The organism is Subdoligranulum sp. APC924/74 (assembly GCF_003324125.1).
Classification (GTDB): domain Bacteria; phylum Bacillota; class Clostridia; order Oscillospirales; family Ruminococcaceae; genus Gemmiger; species Gemmiger qucibialis.
In genome coordinates this window covers 1-18,916 of sequence record NZ_PSQF01000033.1, presented here as the reverse complement: position 1 = coordinate 18,916, position 18,916 = coordinate 1, and the positions used below count along the sequence as shown (strand labels likewise).

Genomic DNA, 18,916 nt, shown 5'->3' with positions numbered 1-18,916 from the left:
CGTGTTAATCAAAGATATGTTCAAAAAGCCTATTGACCGTGACATCAAGGGCGTTATCGTTGTCGGCGAAGGCGAGGACAGCAACGCCAAACAGGAACTGGAAGAATACGTTGTCACCCGCGAACTGTCCAAGCACTTCCGCGAATTCTTCGACAACTACAAAAAGGGCATCGTGGGCGAGACCACCAAAACCGGCGTCTGGATCTCCGGCTTCTTCGGCAGTGGTAAATCGCACTTCCTGAAAATCCTCTCCTACCTGCTGGACGGGCAAAAGCTCATCGGCGGCAAGCGCGCCGTGGACTATTTCATTGACGATCATAAGATTGAGGATGCCATGGTGCTGGCAGACATGAAGCTGGCTGCCGACACTCCCACGGACGTTGTCCTGTTCAACATCGACTCCAAGAGCGAGCAGACCGGCAAGCAGTCCAAGGATGCTATCGTTACGGTTTTCCTAAAGGTGTTCAACGAGATGCAGGGCTTCTACGGCTCGATGCCCTATGTGGCCGACCTCGAACGCCAACTGTCCGAGGATGGCCGCTACAATGAGTTCAAGCAGGAGTTCGCCGCCGCCACCGGCAAAAGCTGGGAGGATTCCCGCCGCAAGTTCGATTTCATCCAAGATGACATCGTGGATGTTCTGGTGGATATGGACTACATGAGCGAACCCGCCGCCCGCAACTGGTGCGAAAAGGCCGCCGAGCCTTACCAGATCAGCATCGAAAACTTCGCCCGCATGGTGCGCGAGTACATCGAGAAAAAGGGTCACAATCATCACGTCTGCTTCCTCGTGGACGAGGTCGGCCAGTACATCGGCGACGATTCCCGCCTGATGCTCAACCTGCAAACCATCCGCGAGGAACTGGGCAAGGAGTGCAAGGGCAAGGCGTGGGTCATCGTCACCAGCCAGCAGGATGTGGATTCCATCACACAGGTCAAGGGCAACGACTTCTCCAAGATTCAGGGCCGGTTCGACACCCGCCTGTCGCTGTCCAGCGCCAACGTGGACGAGGTCATCAAAAAGCGTATCCTTGCCAAGACCGACACCGCCGACCAGACCCTGCGTGTGCTGTATGAGCAGAAAGCCACGCCCCTGAAGAACAAGCTGAAATTTGAAGATCTGCCGGAGATGAAGCTCTACGATGACACCCGCGACTTTGTGGATGTCTACCCGTTCATCCCCTACCAGTTCAAGCTACTGGGCAGCGTGCTGACCTCCATCCGCCAGTACGGCGCGTCCGGCAAGCATCTGTCTGAGGGCGAGCGCTCGATGCTGGCGCTGTTCAAGGAGTCCGCCGAAGCGCTGCAAAACAAGTCTGACGGCGCACTCGTACCGTTCAGCCTGTTCTATGACGCGCTGGATGAATTCCTCGATGCCGCCCACCGCCGCGTCATCATGCAGGCGCTGGACAACAAGAACATCAACCCGGACGGCGGCGACGACTGCTTTGCCGTCAGCGTGCTGAAAGCCCTGTTCCTCGTCAAATATGTCAAGGAGTTCCAGAAAGCCACCGTCACCAACCTGACGACGCTGCTCATCTCCGACATGGACGAGGATCGCCTTGCCCTGACCCAGAAGGTGCAGGACGCGCTGGATGTGCTGATCCACGAAACGCTTGTGCAGAAAAACGGTGATGTCTACGTATTCCTGACCGAGGAAGAGCAGGAAATTGGCCGCGACATCAACCGCCAGAACGTGGAAATGACCGACATCATCCACCGCACGGCGGACATGATCTACACCCAGATCCTGACCGAATCCAAATACAAGTACCCCAAGTTCAATGGCCGCTATACGTTCAGTTACAACCAGCAGGTGGACGACCAGCCGTTCAAGGTCAACCAGAATTATGACATCGGCGTCCGCGTGCTGACCCCCTATTACAGTGATGGCACCGATGAGCAGCGCCTGCGCCTGATGTCCGGGCAGGGCAGGGAAGTGCTCGTTGTCTTGCCCGATGACCGCGAGTTCCTCAACGAGATCAGTCAGGCAATGAAGATCGAGAAGTATCTGCGCACCAACGCGGCTTCCCAAATCGAGCGCTACGAGGCCATCTGCGAGAATAAGACCAAGGAGATGCGCACCCGCCTGAGCAACGCCAAAATCTACTTGGTCGATGCGCTGAAATCCGCCACAATCTACGTCAACGGCGATATTGCCCAGCTGTCCGCCAAGGACGTGCAGGGGCGCATCGGCGAAGCCCTCGCCCGCCTTGTGGACACGGTCTACCACAAGCTGACCTACATCGATACCGCCTTTAATGAGGACGATGTCGTCAAGGAGTTCCGCCCCAACCACCAGATGAGCCTGAACGCCGTCACCTCCGCCGAGCCGAACGCCCCCGCGCAGGACGATGTGCTGGCCTACATTGACAACAACTCCGCCCTGCACGCCAACACCTCCATGAAGTCGCTGAAAGACCGCTTCACCAAAGCGCCCTACGGCTTTGTGGATGATGACGTGGAGTGGATCGTCGCCCACCTGTTCAAAAAGGGGCAGATCAGCCTGACGCTGAACGGCGCAGTGCTAACCCTGAGCGCCGCCAACGGCGACGAGATCGCCCGCTATATCACCAAGCGCGAGTTCCTCGACAAGCTGTTGACGAGCCGCAAGGAGCACCCGAAGCCCGAATGGGTGCGCATGGTGCGCGAAATCATGCGTGAGCTGTTCGGCAACAACGCCCCCACCGAGGACGAGGACGGCCTGATGCGCGCCTGCCGCAAAGCCTGCGCCGACCTTGCCGCCACGCTGGCCAACCGCAAGCAGTACGATTACGTCAAGCCCTACCCCGGCAAGGCAGTCATCGACAGCGGCCTTGCACTGCTGCGCCCCGTGGCACAGTGGAACGACCCGATGGAGTTCTACAAGCAGATGTACCAGCGGCAGGACGACTTCCTCGATTTTGCCGAGGATTACGACCCCGTCAAGGCGTTCTTTGCCGGTGTGCAAAAAGAAATCTTTGATAAAGCGCTGGATTTGATGCGCATTTATGAGGACAGCAAGAGCTTTATCGTCAACGACAAAGTCGAAAACACGGTCAAAGAGATTTACGCCATCCTGCGCGCTGCCAAGCCGTACCAGCAGATTCAGAAGCTGCCCGCCCTGTTGGACCAGTACAACGAAGCCTATGTTGAAGTGCTGGAAGCAGCCACCAAGCCGGTGCTTTCCACGATTGCAGCGGACCGCGCCCGCGTGCTGGAAGTGCTGGACGAAAAGCCCTACAAGGCGCAGTACGGCAACGCCTACGCCGCGCAGTTTGACGAGCTGAAGAAAAAGGCGGAAACCTGCAATAATGTCACCATCCTGCGCAGCTATGCAGACCAAGCCGATGCCGTGCGCATCCGCCTGCTGAACGAGATGGATAAGCGGGATGAGAAACTTACTCCGCCGACGCCCCCGACCCCGCCGACTGGTGGTGATGACCCCGTCATCCCGCAGCCACCCAAACCGCAGCTCAAGCGCCGCAAGAACCTCGCCATCAAATCCCTGACCCAGACCACCAGCTGGCGCATCGAGAGCGACGCCGACATTGACGCCTACCTCGCTGCCCTGCGCCGCCGCCTTGAATCCGAACTTGACCCCGACACGATTGTGAACGTGGAGTTCTAATAGAAAACATGGTGATTTTATGAGTTCGAAGCAAGCTGCCCAGCATGACAGCAATCTGCGCAATATTCGCGGTACATTTGTTGCCGAGGGTATGACCATCAGCAAATCAACTCGTGACAACCTTGACCGCATTGCCAGCGGCAAGGTCAGTTATCAGCAGGTTTTGCAGGAACTCCGCACCAAGTACAAGAAGTGAGGGCGAGTCATGTTCTCTAAATATGACGTATATATAAGCAGTGCTTTGAAGCAGTGCATAGATAAGGACGAGGAGAGATAACCATGGACAAACCCGCAATCAAAAAGTTTGCTGTATGGGCGCGCAATAAGCTGATTGCCGATACCAAATACCGCGCCGGGCTGGTTGGCGTGACGGAAACCGCTGTTGCTGAGCCGCTGCCACAGTCCAATGAAACCGTGCAGTTCTTTGACGTTGGTCTGCCGCAGCCCTACCGCATCGAGGGTGACGCCGTCACCCAGCGGCAGCGCTTTGTGGCGGAGCTGAATAAGGAGACCGCCAAACAGGGCAGCTACACGGCGGCGTACCAGACTGTGGTGGATAAGGTTGCCTACACATGGTTCAACCGGCTGATTGCGGTGCGGTATATGGAGGTCAACGACCTGCTGCCCAGCCGCACGCGGGTTTTGTCCAGTGCGGACGGACGCGCCGAGCCGCAGATCGTCACCAGCCCGTTTGACGCGGTGCTGGACTACACCCCGGCAGAGCAGCAGCAAATTGTCGCGCTCAAAAACGACAACAAGCTGGACGAGGCGTTCCGGCTGCTGTTCCTCAAACAGTGTGCCGCGCTGGGCGACTGCCTGCCCCGCCTGTTTGAGCAGGTGGACGACTATATGCCGCTGCTGCTGGCGATCTCCTTCACGGATAAGGACGGCGTGGTCTGCCATCTGGTAAACGACATCCCCGAATCCGACTGGCAGGACGCTGTGCAGATCGTGGGCTGGCTGTACCAGTATTACAACACCGAGCCGAAAGAGCAGGTGTTCGCCAACCTCAAAAAGAACATCAAGATTAGCGCCGAGAACATCCCCGCCGCCACGCAACTGTTTACGCCGGACTGGATCGTGCGGTACATGGTCGAAAATAGCCTTGGCCGTTTGTGGAGCGAGGGTCACCCGGATTTTGATAAATCCGAGTGGAAGTATTATCTGGACGAAGCCCCGCAGGAGCCGCAGGTAGCGCAGCAGCTGGCCGAGCTGCGCCGCGGCTATGCCGCCCTGACGCCGGAGGATATTAAGTGTATCGACCCCTGCATGGGCAGCGGGCATATTTTGGCGTATCTGTTTGATGTGCTGATGCAGATTTACCGCAGCGCGGGCTATACCGACCGTGACGCTGCCGCCAGCATTGTGGAGCACAACCTCTACGGTCTGGACATTGATGACCGCGCCGCGCAGATGGCCTATTTTGTCGTGATGATGAAAGGCTGCCACTACGACAGCCGCTTCCTGCGCCGCCACCTGAACCCGAACGTCTATGCGATACAGGAGAGCGGAGAACTGACCACTGACGCACTGGGTCGCCTTGGCAGGCAGGAATCCACCGCCCGCGCCCTGCTGGATGGGTTTAAGAACGCGAAAGAGTACGGCAGCATTTTGCAGCCGAAAGTTACGCTGGCAGAGCTGGACGCCTTGCAGGAGCAGCTGCGGGAAGTGGACGGTGCGTCCGACATGGGCAGTCTGACAGACCAGCTTGTGGCCGGGCAGATTGTAAATGTGCTGTATCCGCTGATTGAGCAGGCCCGGATGCTGGTGCAGAAATATGATGTGGTCGTGACGAACCCGCCGTATATGGGCGGCAGCGGCATGAACGCGCGGCTGTCCGATTATGTGAAAAAGGTTTACCCCGACAGCAAGAGTGATTTGTTTGCGGTGTTTATCGAGCGATGCGCTCAGATGGACAAGCGCGGCGGGTATCAGGCTATGATTACCCAGCACGCTTGGATGTTCCTTTCCAGCTTTGAAAAGCTGCGGGCAAAATTGCAGCTGATTGACACGGTCAATATGGCGCACCTCGGCGCACGCGGCTTTGATGAAATCGGCGGCGAGGTCGTGCAGACCACCAGCTTTGTCATGCGCAGCAGCCATACAAAGGGCTATAAAGGCACGTATTGCCGCTTGATTGACGGTGACAGTGAAAAGGCAAAAGCAGATATGTTTGTCAGCGGCGAGAACCGCTATGTGATAGAGCAGAGTGATTTTTCTAAGATTTCTGGGGAACCAATAGCTTATTGGGCATCTGAAACGTTAAGGTCAATTCTTGCAAGTGAAACCAAATTAAAGAATCTTGGACGTGTAACACTTGGAATGCGAACAGGAGATAATACTCGTTTCTTAAGATTATGGCATGAAGTTTCAATTGATAAGTTTTGTTATAATGCAGATTCAGCTGAGTCCGCACAAAGTTCAGGCGCAAAGTGGTTTCCATATAATAAAGGTGGAGAGTTTAGAAAATGGTATGGTAATACAGAATCTGTCGTTAATTGGGAAAATGATGGATATGAAATAAAGGAGAATACTCGCAGAACATATCCCCAACTTGGTGATAATTTAGGATGGAAAATAACGAGTGAGGATAAGTATTTTACCAGGGGAATTGCGTGGTCAAGAATCAGCAGTACGAATTTTGGCGTGAGAATCTGTGAAAGTAATTTGATTTTTGACACTAATGCGCCGATGTTTTTCCCGGGTAAGGACGACTGGCTTGATTACATTGCAGGGTGTTTGTGTACCAAAATTTCTTCAAAGATATTATCTATTCTTAATCCGACATTGACATTTCAAGTTGTTGACGTAGGAAACTTGCCGATTATATTGGATAAGCACCATAAATTTGATGTAGAAGAAAACGTAAAGAAAGCATTCACTTTATCCAAATCCGATTGGGACTCCTTCGAGACCTCGTGGGACTTTAAGCGCCACCCACTAGTGTGAGGCTATGTTATGACATTAGTTGAACTATATAATAAAAATTGTGTTTCCTATTATGGCATCGAATATAGTGCAGAAAGACTATTCATTGGTGATGATAAAGAAAGTGAAGCAGTCCGATGTAAGGAATTCATGCACGAACATTACATGGCGGGGAAAAAACATGAATTGCTTGACAGCGCTCTGTACACGCAATATGAGTCAAAAGGTAAACATGTTCATTCAGTATCGCTATATTTGCTTGGAAAGGCACTTTTGCCACACTTTCAACAAGAAATAGACAAAAAGCTAACAGCATTTCTACCACATTATAGTGGTTGGCATGATCATAATAGGGATTTTCTGCACACGTGGTTTTTAACATCAATGTATCACGACTTTGCCAGCTGTATAGAGTTTGGTACTATCCAGGCTAATGATTCCGAACGGCATCGTTCATTGGCATTTCATCTTGGCAACCATGATATACGCTATTCCATATACGGTGATTATCCGTATAAAACGCAGAATGTTCCAATCCGGTTTTCAAAAGAACTGATTGAAAACTACTTTTATTATCGTGCCTGTAGCGGTGCCTGTGAGCACGGTATCATTGCGGGAAATTTGTTCTTTGATCGCTTTGTTAAAACTTTTTTGAAAGCTACAAAAGAAAATAGATTTGATGAAGCTGGTAATTGGGACGGTCGAGATGGAAATTGGAATACGGATATGATTATGTATTCTGCCTACATAGCTGATGCAATCATTTGCCACAATATTTGGCTGGGTGGGCCGAGAGAAGAAGAAACATACATGTCGCATGGCCTTACCCCGTTGCTGTGGCATATACACCCGGAAAATAAATTGTCTATTCGTAAATATCCCTTGCAATTTATGCTCTGTTTGCTGGATACGATAGAGCCAACAAAACGGTTTTGTAAGACGCACCCCGATGATCTTCTAAAGACGCACCCCGATGATCTTCTAAAGATGCACCCCTATGATATTCTAAATAAGATTAGTATTGAAGAAAAGTGTAAAGATAGCAAAGGGTTTGATATTGTATGGAATGAATCTCTTGAGACAGATGACGGGAATAATGGTAATAGTTTTAAACAATGGTATACAGGAATTAAAAATATGCCAGAATGGATGGACGTCACTTGTGAAGTAAAAAATCATTCCATTGAAATACGATGGAACTAAGAGAGGAAAAACGATGGGAACCCTAATTTCTGATAAATTCGCCGCCTGGGAAGCAGAGTGCAACCAGCGCTTTAACCAGCTCAAAGCCAATGAGGAAGAGCTGAACCGCATCTTTATTGATATTTACGGCTTGCAGGATGAACTGACCCCCGAAGTGGAGGATAAGGACGTTACCGTGCGCCGGGCTGACCTGACACGGGAAATCAAAAGCCTGCTTTCTTATGCGGTTGGCTGCATGTTTGGCCGCTACTCTCTGGATGTGGACGGCCTTGCCTATGCTGGCGGTAAGTGGGATGACAGCAAATATACAACCTTTATCCCGGACGCAGACAACGTGCTGCCCATCACCGACGAAGAATACTTCACCGATGATATTGTTGGCCGCTTTGTGGAGTTTGTAAAAGTCGTGTACGGTACCGATACCCTGGAAGATAACCTTGCTTTCATCGCCAAGGCCCTCGGCACCAAGGGCACCAGCCCCCGCGCCGTCATCCGCAATTATTTCCTGAACGGCTTCTACGCCGACCATGTAAAAATCTACCAGAAACGCCCCATCTACTGGCTGTACGACAGCGGCAAGCAGAACGGCTTCAAGGCGCTGATCTATATGCACCGCTACAACGCCGACACCTCCGGTCTTGTCCGCGCCGACTACCTGTACAAAATGGAGCAGGTCTACGAGAGCGAGATTGCCCGCATGGACGATGCCATCACCAACGGCGCCAGCCGCGAGGTCGCCCAAGCCACCAAGCGCAAGGAAAAGCTCGTCAAACAGCTGAAAGAGTGCAAAGACTACGACGACCGCCTCGGCCACATCGCCCTCGCCCGCATCCCCATCGACCTCGACGACGGCGTAAAGGTCAACTACGACAAAGTACAAACCGGCGCCGACGGCAAGAAGCAGGCAATTCTGGCGAAGATTTGAGAAAAACTATGAAAAACAACATGACCTGTTCTACACTTGCAGTCTGATCGAGGATGTCTGCGATGACGACTACGACCATGTGGTTGACCGCCTTGTGGAAGTTTATACCTCATGGATCGATGCCGTGCTTTGCAACTACAACACGGACGTTTACTATCAGTTGCGGGAATATATTTACGAGTGCTGCAAGGAAGGGCAAATCTGCGCCTGAAAATACACACAGTAAGAGGAAAAATCTATGTCTGAACTGAAATACAACCAAATCGTGGATAAGCTGAACACCGAGTTTGCATCCGAAGGGCGCAGGCTGGTGTTCTGGTACGATGACAACGGCTATTTTGCCGATGATGTGGACGCTATGCCGCTGCAAAATGCAAAAATCTGGCATCTGACGCCTACCAACCAGTTCAGAACCAAGATTTTGCTGGAACGCGAGGACCCGCAGAGCAATTACCTGATCTATGCACCGTTCCCCAAGCCCCCCGTGGAGCAGAACCACTTGGAGGATACGATTTTATACTCCAAGCAGTTCCACGCCGACCCGATCTCGCTGCTGTGCTCCGATCTGGGCATCGGGGCCGAGGGCAAGGCCGTCTTGCAGAAATACGCCAAGGTCGTCGGCGAGCAGACCCGCAAGCAGCGGTTCTGTGATTACAAGCTGGCGGCGTACACGGCGGATGCCGTGGAGACAGCGCTGCTCTGCACCGTCTGCAAGTGCCGCACCGCGCAATTTGAGGACGCGCTGCGGGAAATTCTGCTGGCCGACACCCCGGACGCCAACCCCAAGCTGGACGAGCTGGCAAAGTACAAGCTGGATGAGGTGTTCTGGAAGCACTGTGAGACAGAGCTGGGCTTTGCCGTGCCCGCGCCGAATGTGGACAAGCTGAAAATCAGCCTGTTTGTGACAAGCCTTGCCCACAGCGTGAAGGTCATTCCGGACGCATGGCAGCCGTTTGCCGCCGCCAAGCCCGGCAGTGTGCTGGCCTTTATGGACGGCATGATGAACAATGTCAACTACGGCGATGCCTTTGACGCAATGGCTGCCGCTGTGCAGGAGACGCTGCACGCCAAGGCTGCGCTGGCCAAGCTGCCCCATGACCTGTTGACCGACTGCGAGTGCCTGCCCTGCGTGGATGACCTGCTGACCGGGTGGATGACCGAGCGCCTGCAAGCCGAGGACGTGACCGCCGCGCTGAACGGCGAGAACATCCCGGAGCTGTGCCAGCGCCGCGCCAAGACCCACTTTGGCCGCAAGCTGGCGGTGCAGTATGCCATGCTGGAAAGCGCGTGGCATATCGTCAGCGCTGCCCACTACCGCGCCCCGGCAGATTATGAGCACGTCTGGACGCAGTATTACCGCGAGGATTACAAAATTGACGCGCAGTACCGTGCGTTTTACACGGCCTACGACAAGCTGGACGAGCCAGCCGCCTACGACAAATTGCAGGGGCTGGTTGAGAATATCTACAACACGGAATATCTGGCAAAAATTATCCCTGCGTGGAATACGGATTTCCCACAGGAGGCCGGCATGGGAAGAATGGCGCTGCAGCGGAACTTTTTCTCGGAGTGTGTGGCCGGCAACAAGGAGCGCACCGTGGTGATTATCTCCGACGCCATGCGCTATGAAGTGGGCGCGGAGCTTGCTGCCCTGCTGGCCGAGGACCCGAAGTCTACTGTGCAGCTGACACCCCGGCTGGGCGTGCTGCCGTCCTACACGCGGTTGGGCATGGCGGCGTTGCTGCCCCATACGCGGATGGAGATGACGCCGGAGTATCAGGTGCTGATCGACGATATGCCCTGCGAGAACCTGGCGCAACGGCAGGCTGTGCTGCAAAAGCGCGTGCCGCAGAGCGGGTGCATCCAGTTTGACGACCTGAAAGCCATGAAAAAAGACGACCTGCGGGCGGTTTTTACCGGCAAGCAAGTCGTGTACATCTATCATAACCAAATTGACGCGCGCGGCGACAAGCCCAACACCGAGGACGAAGTCTTTGCTGCCTGCCGCGAGGCTGTGGAGGAGATCGCTGCCATGATCCGCCGCATTGCGGGCAGCGCGAACACGCTGCACTTTATCGTCACGGCGGATCATGGCTTCCTGTACAAGCGCCACGCGCTGGCGGAGAGCGATAAGATCCCCAACACCGCCCCGAAAACGGCGTTTGTGAACCGCCGCTTTATTGTGGACGCTGACCCCATTGCGCAGCCCGGTGTCGCCAGCCTGCCGATGGCCACGGTGCTGAACACCAAGACGAACACGCTGACGGTGTCCTACCCGACAGCGGCCAATGTGTTCAAGGTGGCGGGCGGCGGCGAGAACTACGTCCACGGCGGCTCCAGCCCGCAGGAGATGATCGTGCCTGTGCTGGACGTGCGGATGGAGAAAGGCCGCATGGAGACCACGACTGTGCAGCTGACGCTGGTGAGCATTTTGAAGAAGATCACGAACCTGATCACCGCGCTGGACTTTATGCAGAATGAACCAATCAGCGACACTGTGCGCGAGACGACCTTCCGCGTGTACTTTGTGGGAGAAGATAACGAGCGCATCTCCAATGAGAATATCGTGGTGGCTGACAAGCGCGGCGAGACGGCGGCGGAGCGGATGTTCCGCCTGCGGTTTAGCTTCAAGAACCAGAAATACGACAACAAAAAGCCGTATTATCTGGTAGCCTACGATGATAAAAACTCGGTTGAGGTGCTGCGCCGTCAGGTCGTCATGGACATTGCGATGGCGGACGACTTCGGATTTGGCTTCTGATGCAAGGAAGGAACGATTATGAGCCGTGGATTTAACATGTGGAACTATATGACCTACCACCTGGTTCACGATTACTTTAAGGCAAAGAAAAAGAAAAAAACGGAAATCCAAAATTTTGAGGTAAAGAACTATAAAGCAGCACAAAAGGCCGCAGAACAATGGATTAAGAGTGTGCGCAAATTTGCTGAAAGTTCGTATGGGGTGCATTACCCCAAAGAACTTTATTACGGTGCAACCCAGGTGTTGTTGGCTGTTTGTGCGGAGATCTACCGCAATGACCATACCTGGAACGACCACCGGAAAATTTTGGTGGATTACATCATCAACAGCGGCACGGACGGTGTGTGGTTTTCTGATTTTAAAGCGGCCACCGGTGCCGATGCAGACGTAAGGAAGCTGATCCCGCTGGGGTGGGTTGATGTTGATGAGTGTGGTGAATTCTGGACTTGCCTGGGCCGCTGCCTGAAAAAATGCCGGACTCCGCAAAGCAAATACGATGAATTGACCACGCCCTTGCAAAGATTTATTGCGGCTTTTGCATTCTGCGGGCCGCTGCAATCCAGTGTAGAAACCATCGGCACGCGATTTTTGAGCCGGGCATCAGATGGGGTTGAGCGCGCAATGCATGCCCCACCGCCCAAGGTGGATGTTTGGGGCAGCGGAAGCTCTATGGAACACATCCAGAAAATGAAGGTGATCTGGGATCACCTTTTGAACAGCAGCGATGGCGGGCGGGAAATTGATGACCCGCAGCTGTTATTATCCATGCTGATAGGGAAAACGATTACGGATATTATCATGTATGGGAACATTCCTGCAAAAGATAAGTTGTTGGAAGTTGAAATGGTCTTTGCCGAAAACCGCCTGGAGCTTGGAACAACCGCTAAAGAATTTGTGCTGGATATGGCAAACCATGGTGAAGCATGGAAGCTGGTCAGCCAGATGATGACGCCACAGGGGGACCAGCCGCCGATGTTCTGGCAGATTGCGCAGATTATGTCCATCAAGGGCAACTGCAAGGATGAGCTTGATAATTTGATTCAGGAGTTTATGGGTTTTGCTTATTGCTTTGTTTCGGAGATTATGAAAAAATATCCGAACGGCGGCTATGACCGTGAAAAGCTGCTGCCCTACTTAAAGACCCTGATGCCTGCTGAAGCACCGAAAAATTGACGGAGGATAGTACAATGCCTGATTTGGATGATAAATACAGTGAATTCAGCCGCGAGATTGGCAACGACGAACCCACACAGGATAACGCTGCCGGTGCAGCCAAGGAACCGCAGCCGGATTTCAGCGATAATGCGGATCTGTATGCGGTGCTGTGCGTCAGCAAAACGGCCTCCTCGGATGAGATCAAGTCTGCTTACCGGCGCTTGGCAAAGGAGTACCACCCTGATGTAAGCAGTGATGCGGATGCAGACGAGAAGTTCAAAAAAATTCAGCATGCCTATGAAACCCTGTTCGATGAAGTGCAGCGTGCCATGTATGATCTTGGCGGCGACAGCATGGCGGGGCTGAGCTATGAGCAACGTCTGAAAACGGTGTTCCAAGGCCGCATCGTCCGCAAGGATTTAACAAAGAAAATCAAAGAGGGCGTGAATGTGCCCGTCTATGTGCTGGAATTCCTGCTGGGGCAGTATTGCAGCAGTGATGACCCGGCTATTATTGAAACCGGCGTTGAAACGGTAAAGAAGATTCTTTCTGACAACTTTGTACGCCCGGATGAAGCACAGAAGATTCTTTCCTTGCTGAAGATGAACGGCAGCCATACCATTATTGATATGGTTACGGTGCATCTGGATATGCGCAAGGATGTGTATCTGGCCGAGTTCTCGAACTTGGGCGTGAAGGATATTCCTATTGAGGACGAATACCCGCAGAAGTATGACCGCCTGCTCTGCGGCGGCATCTGGTGCATTGTGCAGCTGAGCTATGAATTTATCGAGGAAGATAAAAAGTCTGCGCCGATCCGCATCAACCGCGTGACACCTATCCAGATGCCCCATGTCGATCTGGATGAGATCAGGCAAGGACGCAAGGCATTCAGCAAGGAAGAATGGCTGGGCCTGATGCTGCGTTCTGCCGGTTATGAGCCTGAATCGCTTACCTATCGTGAACAGTGGCTGCTGCTGACCCGTATGATTCCGTTGGTAGAGAATAACTTCAACCTGTGTGAGCTTGGCCCTCGCAGCACCGGTAAATCCCATATCTATAAGGAAATTTCGCCCAACAGTATCTTGGTCTCCGGCGGTCAGACCACCGTGGCCAACCTGTTCTATAACATGGGGCGCAAGACCGTGGGTTTGGTCGGCTTGTGGGACTGCGTTGCCTTTGACGAGGTTGCCGGCATTAAGTTCAAGGACAAAGACGGCGTGCAGATTATGAAGGACTACATGGCGTCCGGCTCCTTTGCGCGCGGCAAGGAGGAGAAGGCGGCCTCAGCCTCCATGGTATTTGTGGGCAATATCAACCAGAGCGTGGACGTTGTGTTGAAAACCTCCACGCTGTTTGAGCCGTTCCCGCCGGAGATGGGCACCGACACGGCATTCCTTGACCGTATTCACTGCTACTTGCCCGGCTGGGAAATCCCGAAATTCCGTCCGGAGCATTTCACCAACAGCTACGGCTTTATCAGCGACTACATGGCGGAATTCATCCGCGAGCTGCGCAAGGTGCAATATGGCGATGCGCTGGATAAGTATTTCAAGCTGGGCAAGAACCTGAACCAGCGTGATACGATTGCCGTGCGCCGCATGGTGGATGGCTACTTAAAGCTGATGTACCCCAACGGCGAGTTCAGCAAAGACGAGTTGGAAGAAGTGCTGCGTCTCTCGCTGGAGATGCGCCGTCGTGTCAAGGAGCAGTTGAAGAAGCTGGGCGGCATGGAGTTCTATGATGTGAACTTCTCCTACATTGATAACGAAACCTTTGAGGAAAAGTATGTTTCTGTGCCGGAGCAGGGCGGCGATACGCTGATTCCTGAAGGCATGGGTGCGCCGGGCCAGTTATACACGATTTCTCGCGGCAAGTCCGGCATGATCGGCGCGTTCCGTCTGGAAAGTCAGATGCTGCCCGGCAGCGGCAAGTTTGATAAGACCGGCCTTGGCAGTGATGGCAAGGCGAAGGAAGCCGCCAACACTGCCTTCAACTTCCTGAAAGCCAATGCACGGCATATCAGCGGCAACATCAGCACCACGGCAAAGGATTACATCGTCAACTATCAGGATCTGCAGGGTATCGGCATGACGGAAAAGTTGGCATTGCCCACGGTGATCGCACTGTGCTCCATTGCCATCGGACGCCCGACGCTGAGCAGTCTTGCTGTGCTGGGCGATATTTCCATCGGAGGCACGCTGATTAAAGTAGATGAACTGGCCAACACCTTGCAGGCTTGTGCAGACTGCGGTGCGAAGAAAGTGCTGCTGCCGGCTGTGTCTATGGTGGACTTCGCCACGGTGCCGGCAGACCTGATGACGGCCTTCCAGCTGATTCCATACCAGAATGCTGAGGACGCAGTGTTTAAGGCGCTGGGGGTTGAATAAGCGCAGAAAGCGGGCAGATTATGACATGGGAAGAACATTACAGTAAATTTTACGGCTGAGCTACTTTTACCCAAATCAAAAGGCTGCCCTATGCAATGCTGAATGCGGATGTGAACCCGGCAGAAATTGTAGATGTTGCGCGGGATATTTTGGATGAAAAAGCAGCCGGGCGCTTAATGAAACGAGCTGCCAGTGCCGGTATCCAATTCACTGCTGAGCAAATTCTGGAACTTTCCCAATGCGAAGCCGATGAAGGGCTGTATATGATTCTGAAAACTTCTTCGTGTACTTTTTCGCAAACGCAGTTGGATGATATTTACTTTGAAACTGGTAATGACAATGTTCGCCGAAAGGTACTTGAAATTGCTCAAAATCAGGGGATTCGTTTGCAGAGCGTGTGTGATGAAGAATCAGAGGAAATTACACCACAACGCAAACATAAGCGCCCCGGTCTTTTAAGTGCGTTATTCTTCGGTGCGCTTACGGATAAAGATTCTGGTAAAATGTCGGGCTTGCAATTTAGCGTCGGCGATCACGTCCGGGTTCGGCATCGTGGTCAAGAGGGAACGATCATTGGAATTCATGGAAATTTGTATATGGTTTCTTTGAAAGATGGTGCGTATGTGGACTCCTACATTGCGTTAGATTTAGAAAAGTGCTGGTAGAGGAGACAAGTTTGCAGACAGCCCAACCACGGATATTCGTGATTGTTTTCCAAAGAACAAGGAACATTTTGTTCGAAATCTGAAGTACATGGCTAAATTTGTGGAGTGAAATTGCTATGATCCGTCACATTTTATTCTGGAAATACACTGACACGGTTAAAGCGGAACACAAAGAAGCGGAAGCACTGGCGTTCCTGCAAAAATCCGTTGCGACAATGGTCGGTCATATTGAAGGCCTCCGCTGCGCAGAAATCAATACAAACACTGCCGGCAGGGAATACGATCTCGTATTCTATTCCGAGCTGCGGGATGCAGATGCCTTACAAGCATTCCAAAATCATCCGCTGCATGTTGCCCACAGGGAGCGCTGCAAGGCTCTTGTGACAGACCGTTTGTGCGGAGATATGGAGGCAGATTGAACATGGTTCTGTATTATTCCGGCACCGGCAACAGCAAATTTATTGCAAAATGTATCGCGTCCGCGCTTGAAACAGATTGCCTCAATCTTAATGAGCGCATCAAGGCGGAAGACACCTTGTCTGTTCAGACAGAGGAAAATGTAATATTGGTCACGCCCACCTATGCTTGGCGTATTCCGCATATTGTTTCCGACTGGCTTGAAAAAGTGGATTTAGTCAGCGCTAAACGCATCTGGTTCGTGATGGATTGCGGCAGCGAGATCGGCAATGCAGCAAAGTACAACCAGGAGCTTGCCGCACAGAAAGCCCTTACCTACATGGGCACGGCCCAAATCGTTATGCCGGAAAATTATATTGCTTTGTTCTCGGCACCGGACAAGCAGGAAGCAAAAGCGATTGTCGAGAACGCAAAGCCCGCTATCCGAAGCATCATTGACTGTATCCGTAATGGGATGGAATTTCCCGCACCGCGAAATAATTTGTATGACCGCTTTATGAGCAGCGCGGTAAATCCCATTTTCTACAAGGGAATCGTCAAGGCGGACGCTTTTACGGTAAGTGATGCCTGTATCGGCTGTGGAAAATGTGTGCAGCTGTGCCCATTGAATAACATCTGTCTGGATAAGGATAAACCTGTCTGGGGGTCAAATTGTACGCATTGCATGGCCTGTATTTGCTATTGCCCGAAAGAGGCTATCGAGTATGGCAAAAGAAGCGTGGGTAAACCGCGTTATCATTTTGAGGCATTGGGCATGGCTGAGAACATTGTTTGATTAAGATGGCTCCCGGTTTTGCAAATCGGAATTTGTAGGAAGATTTCCTGGACTTTCCTTATTTTACAGGCTTTTCAGCCCATTATATAGTGAAATGATATGTATTTTCCCTTATTTTTGCCCTTATACGGAATCTGCAAGGGAATAAGGGAAATTTTTGTTTAAGCATTGCTCGCTACTTTATCAAGAAGTCTTGCGGAATCTCGCTTTGCTTTTCTTGTTGAGTGAGTGTAAATATTCATTGTGGTACTGACATCAGAGTGTCCTAACAGTTCCTGTACATCTTTCGGAGCAGCCCCATTGGAAAGCAGGTTGCTGGTGTAAGTGTGACGTAACTACAGAAAGAGAACATACAGAGTGTTGTGTGTTCTTTTTTTCGTTGGATAAAAAGAGAAATGCTTGAATGGGATATCTTTATGTATCTTTAAACGCCCAAATTAGAAATATTACTCTTCTTCACTCTTCTTCAACTTCGAATAATAACTATCCGCAGTATAAAGCGCCGCCACCGGATTATGCCCCAATACACGGTCTTTCGTCACTGCTGTCGTAGTCAGTGCCTCGGAATATTTGTAAAACAGACTGTCATGCCCCACACAAAGTCCGACCACAACATTCAGGTCCGTCTTCGCCTTGTTCAGAAGCTTTGCCTGCAGGACCGGATTACACATATTCACACCGACACCTTCGCAGCATTCCGGGATGCCGACCGATGTCTTCTTCTGTGTTCCGGCTTTACAGCCGACACCATACACCTCAAAGCCATGTCTGCGCAGGATATCTGCCAGGATACGGCTTTCTTTCAACAATCCGACACAGGTTGCAATCCCGATCTTTTTCGCATTAATCTTCTTTGCAAAATCCATGATTTCTTCGACACGGGTATGTTTGCAGTAATTCTCATACTCTACTTCAGCTGCAGCGATTGTTACTTTGCGGTTCTCGTCTTCATTGTAGCATTCCATAGCTTCATTTAGAACTTCTTCATCCATGTGTGTTGTCAGACAGAAATCCGGATAGGTTTTATCCATTTTGTTGCAGTTTTTTACTGCGCAGTCGATACAGGACATGTCTTCTTTTTTCATTTTTTCATTCTCCTTTTGTATACCTTGGTATCTACAGAGGCCTGCCACTGGCAGATTCTCTAGATTAAGCTTTACTTTGTAAAATATCCTCTATTTACTTCATAATAACAAATACTTATACTACAGACAATGGTTTTCCGTTTTTATTTTCTTATTTTTTGTAGTTCTTTTCTATGAGAAACGTTCCCCGATTCAGGGGTGATTTGTCATGAATTGTCGATTCTGATTTTTGAAAAATTATTGAAAATTATCTTTTTAAACTTGAAGATATATAACAGTCTCTCTGATAGACCATCATCTTTGGATTTAGTCAAGCATTTATCAAAAAACTAAAGATGTACTGTTTCACCAAATAGACGGGACGTACTTCATTTGATAGAAAACTAAAAAAACAGCGATTTACATCAAACTAAGAAATTATCGATATGGGAAATTGATAACTCCCAGTTTGCCTTTGTATCCCTTATTCATAATACTTGAAGACCCAAAGATGAAAATTATCAGGTGATGAAACAGTAGATTTAACAGGCGCTCTCTGCAAATCCTCAAGATGAGGCGAATTTGCAGAGAGCGCTTGTTTGTATCAAAGCAGAGAATTGTATAATTTCGTACAATGTGTTTAAAGTCCAAATTATAGGACAGGCCATGATTTATAATAGAAGTATCGAAGGGAGCGGTTCCCTTCCCCAATACAAAGCGGAGGTAACTACTATGCTGAAGGATATGGATTTCGGGGTCTACGGTAAGGGCATTGACGGATATGTTCACTATTCTCTGGCAATGGATCGTATCCGGGAAGAAGAGGAAAGACGTAAGGCGCTGATGGATGAGTTCGATAATGATGTGGACGAAATGGATGAACTTGATAATGATGAGGACAACTTCGATTCGGACAACCTTGATTCTGATGACTTTAGTTCAGACAACTTTGGTTCGGATGATTTCGGCGGTGATGATTTCTGACGGAAAACGTCACCGGTAAAATATCGTACATGACAGAAA

The 18,916-nt window shown here is 51.2% G+C and carries 13 protein-coding genes and 1 pseudogene; 12 read left to right on the top strand and 2 right to left on the bottom strand.

The window, feature by feature from the left end; translation table 11 throughout:
* The first annotated feature begins 1 nt into the window (after position 1).
* From brxC to C4885_RS09185, 11 genes are all read left to right on the top strand, one after another.
* A complete protein-coding gene (brxC, locus tag C4885_RS09230) occupies positions 2 to 3,610 on the top strand; it encodes a BREX system P-loop protein BrxC (protein WP_114000050.1) in 3,609 nt (1,202 codons plus the stop codon).
* Positions 3,611 to 3,629: 19 nt separating this feature from the next.
* The gene (locus C4885_RS16475) at positions 3,630 to 3,806 is read left to right on the top strand and encodes an antitoxin VbhA family protein (RefSeq protein ID WP_158538856.1); all 177 of its coding nucleotides are present in this window, start codon (positions 3,630 to 3,632) and stop codon (positions 3,804 to 3,806) included.
* Between the two features lie 83 nt (positions 3,807 to 3,889).
* Complete coding sequence (gene pglX / locus C4885_RS09225) at positions 3,890 to 6,559, top strand: BREX-1 system adenine-specific DNA-methyltransferase PglX (protein WP_114000049.1); 2,670 nt, start codon at positions 3,890 to 3,892, stop codon at positions 6,557 to 6,559.
* Between the two features lie 9 nt (positions 6,560 to 6,568).
* Positions 6,569 to 7,741 carry a hypothetical protein gene (locus C4885_RS09220; RefSeq protein ID WP_147237816.1) on the top strand — a complete coding sequence of 391 codons (1,173 nt, stop codon included), beginning with the start codon at positions 6,569 to 6,571 and terminating at the stop codon, positions 7,739 to 7,741.
* A 13-nt stretch (positions 7,742 to 7,754) separates the two neighbouring features.
* On the top strand, positions 7,755 to 8,666 hold the full coding sequence (locus C4885_RS09215; protein WP_114000047.1) for a class I SAM-dependent DNA methyltransferase: 912 nt from the start codon (positions 7,755 to 7,757) through the stop codon (positions 8,664 to 8,666).
* 238 nt (positions 8,667 to 8,904) lie between these two features.
* Positions 8,905 to 11,427 (top strand): BREX-1 system phosphatase PglZ type A, encoded by a 2,523-nt coding sequence (pglZ, locus tag C4885_RS09210; RefSeq protein WP_114000046.1) that lies wholly within the window; start codon positions 8,905 to 8,907, stop codon positions 11,425 to 11,427.
* A gap of 18 nt (positions 11,428 to 11,445) precedes the next feature.
* Positions 11,446 to 12,600, top strand: coding sequence for a hypothetical protein (locus C4885_RS09205; RefSeq protein ID WP_114000045.1), 1,155 nt, complete (start codon positions 11,446 to 11,448; stop codon positions 12,598 to 12,600).
* Positions 12,601 to 12,614: 14 nt separating this feature from the next.
* Positions 12,615 to 14,972: a protease Lon-related BREX system protein BrxL gene (brxL, locus tag C4885_RS09200; protein WP_242979527.1), complete on the top strand. Its 2,358-nt coding sequence runs from the start codon at positions 12,615 to 12,617 to the stop codon at positions 14,970 to 14,972.
* A 95-nt stretch (positions 14,973 to 15,067) separates the two neighbouring features.
* Positions 15,068 to 15,637 (top strand): hypothetical protein, encoded by a 570-nt coding sequence (locus tag C4885_RS09195; protein ID WP_114000044.1) that lies wholly within the window; start codon positions 15,068 to 15,070, stop codon positions 15,635 to 15,637.
* 116 nt (positions 15,638 to 15,753) lie between these two features.
* A complete protein-coding gene (locus tag C4885_RS09190) occupies positions 15,754 to 16,056 on the top strand; it encodes a Dabb family protein (protein ID WP_114000043.1) in 303 nt (100 codons plus the stop codon).
* 2 nt (positions 16,057 to 16,058) lie between these two features.
* Complete coding sequence (locus tag C4885_RS09185) at positions 16,059 to 16,829, top strand: EFR1 family ferrodoxin (RefSeq protein WP_114000042.1); 771 nt, start codon at positions 16,059 to 16,061, stop codon at positions 16,827 to 16,829.
* 161 nt (positions 16,830 to 16,990) lie between these two features.
* Here the strand turns inward: C4885_RS09185 and C4885_RS09180 are convergent.
* A pseudogene (locus tag C4885_RS09180) lies at positions 16,991 to 17,164 on the bottom strand (tyrosine-type recombinase/integrase); the annotation flags it as partial.
* 111 nt (positions 17,165 to 17,275) lie between these two features.
* Positions 17,276 to 17,914, bottom strand: coding sequence for a DUF1847 domain-containing protein (locus C4885_RS09175; protein WP_114000041.1), 639 nt, complete (start codon positions 17,912 to 17,914; stop codon positions 17,276 to 17,278).
* Positions 17,915 to 18,625: 711 nt separating this feature from the next.
* On the opposite strand from C4885_RS09175, the gene C4885_RS09170 reads away from it, so the two are divergent.
* Positions 18,626 to 18,877 carry a hypothetical protein gene (locus C4885_RS09170; RefSeq protein ID WP_114000040.1) on the top strand — a complete coding sequence of 84 codons (252 nt, stop codon included), beginning with the start codon at positions 18,626 to 18,628 and terminating at the stop codon, positions 18,875 to 18,877.
* Positions 18,878 to 18,916: the final 39 nt, after the last annotated feature.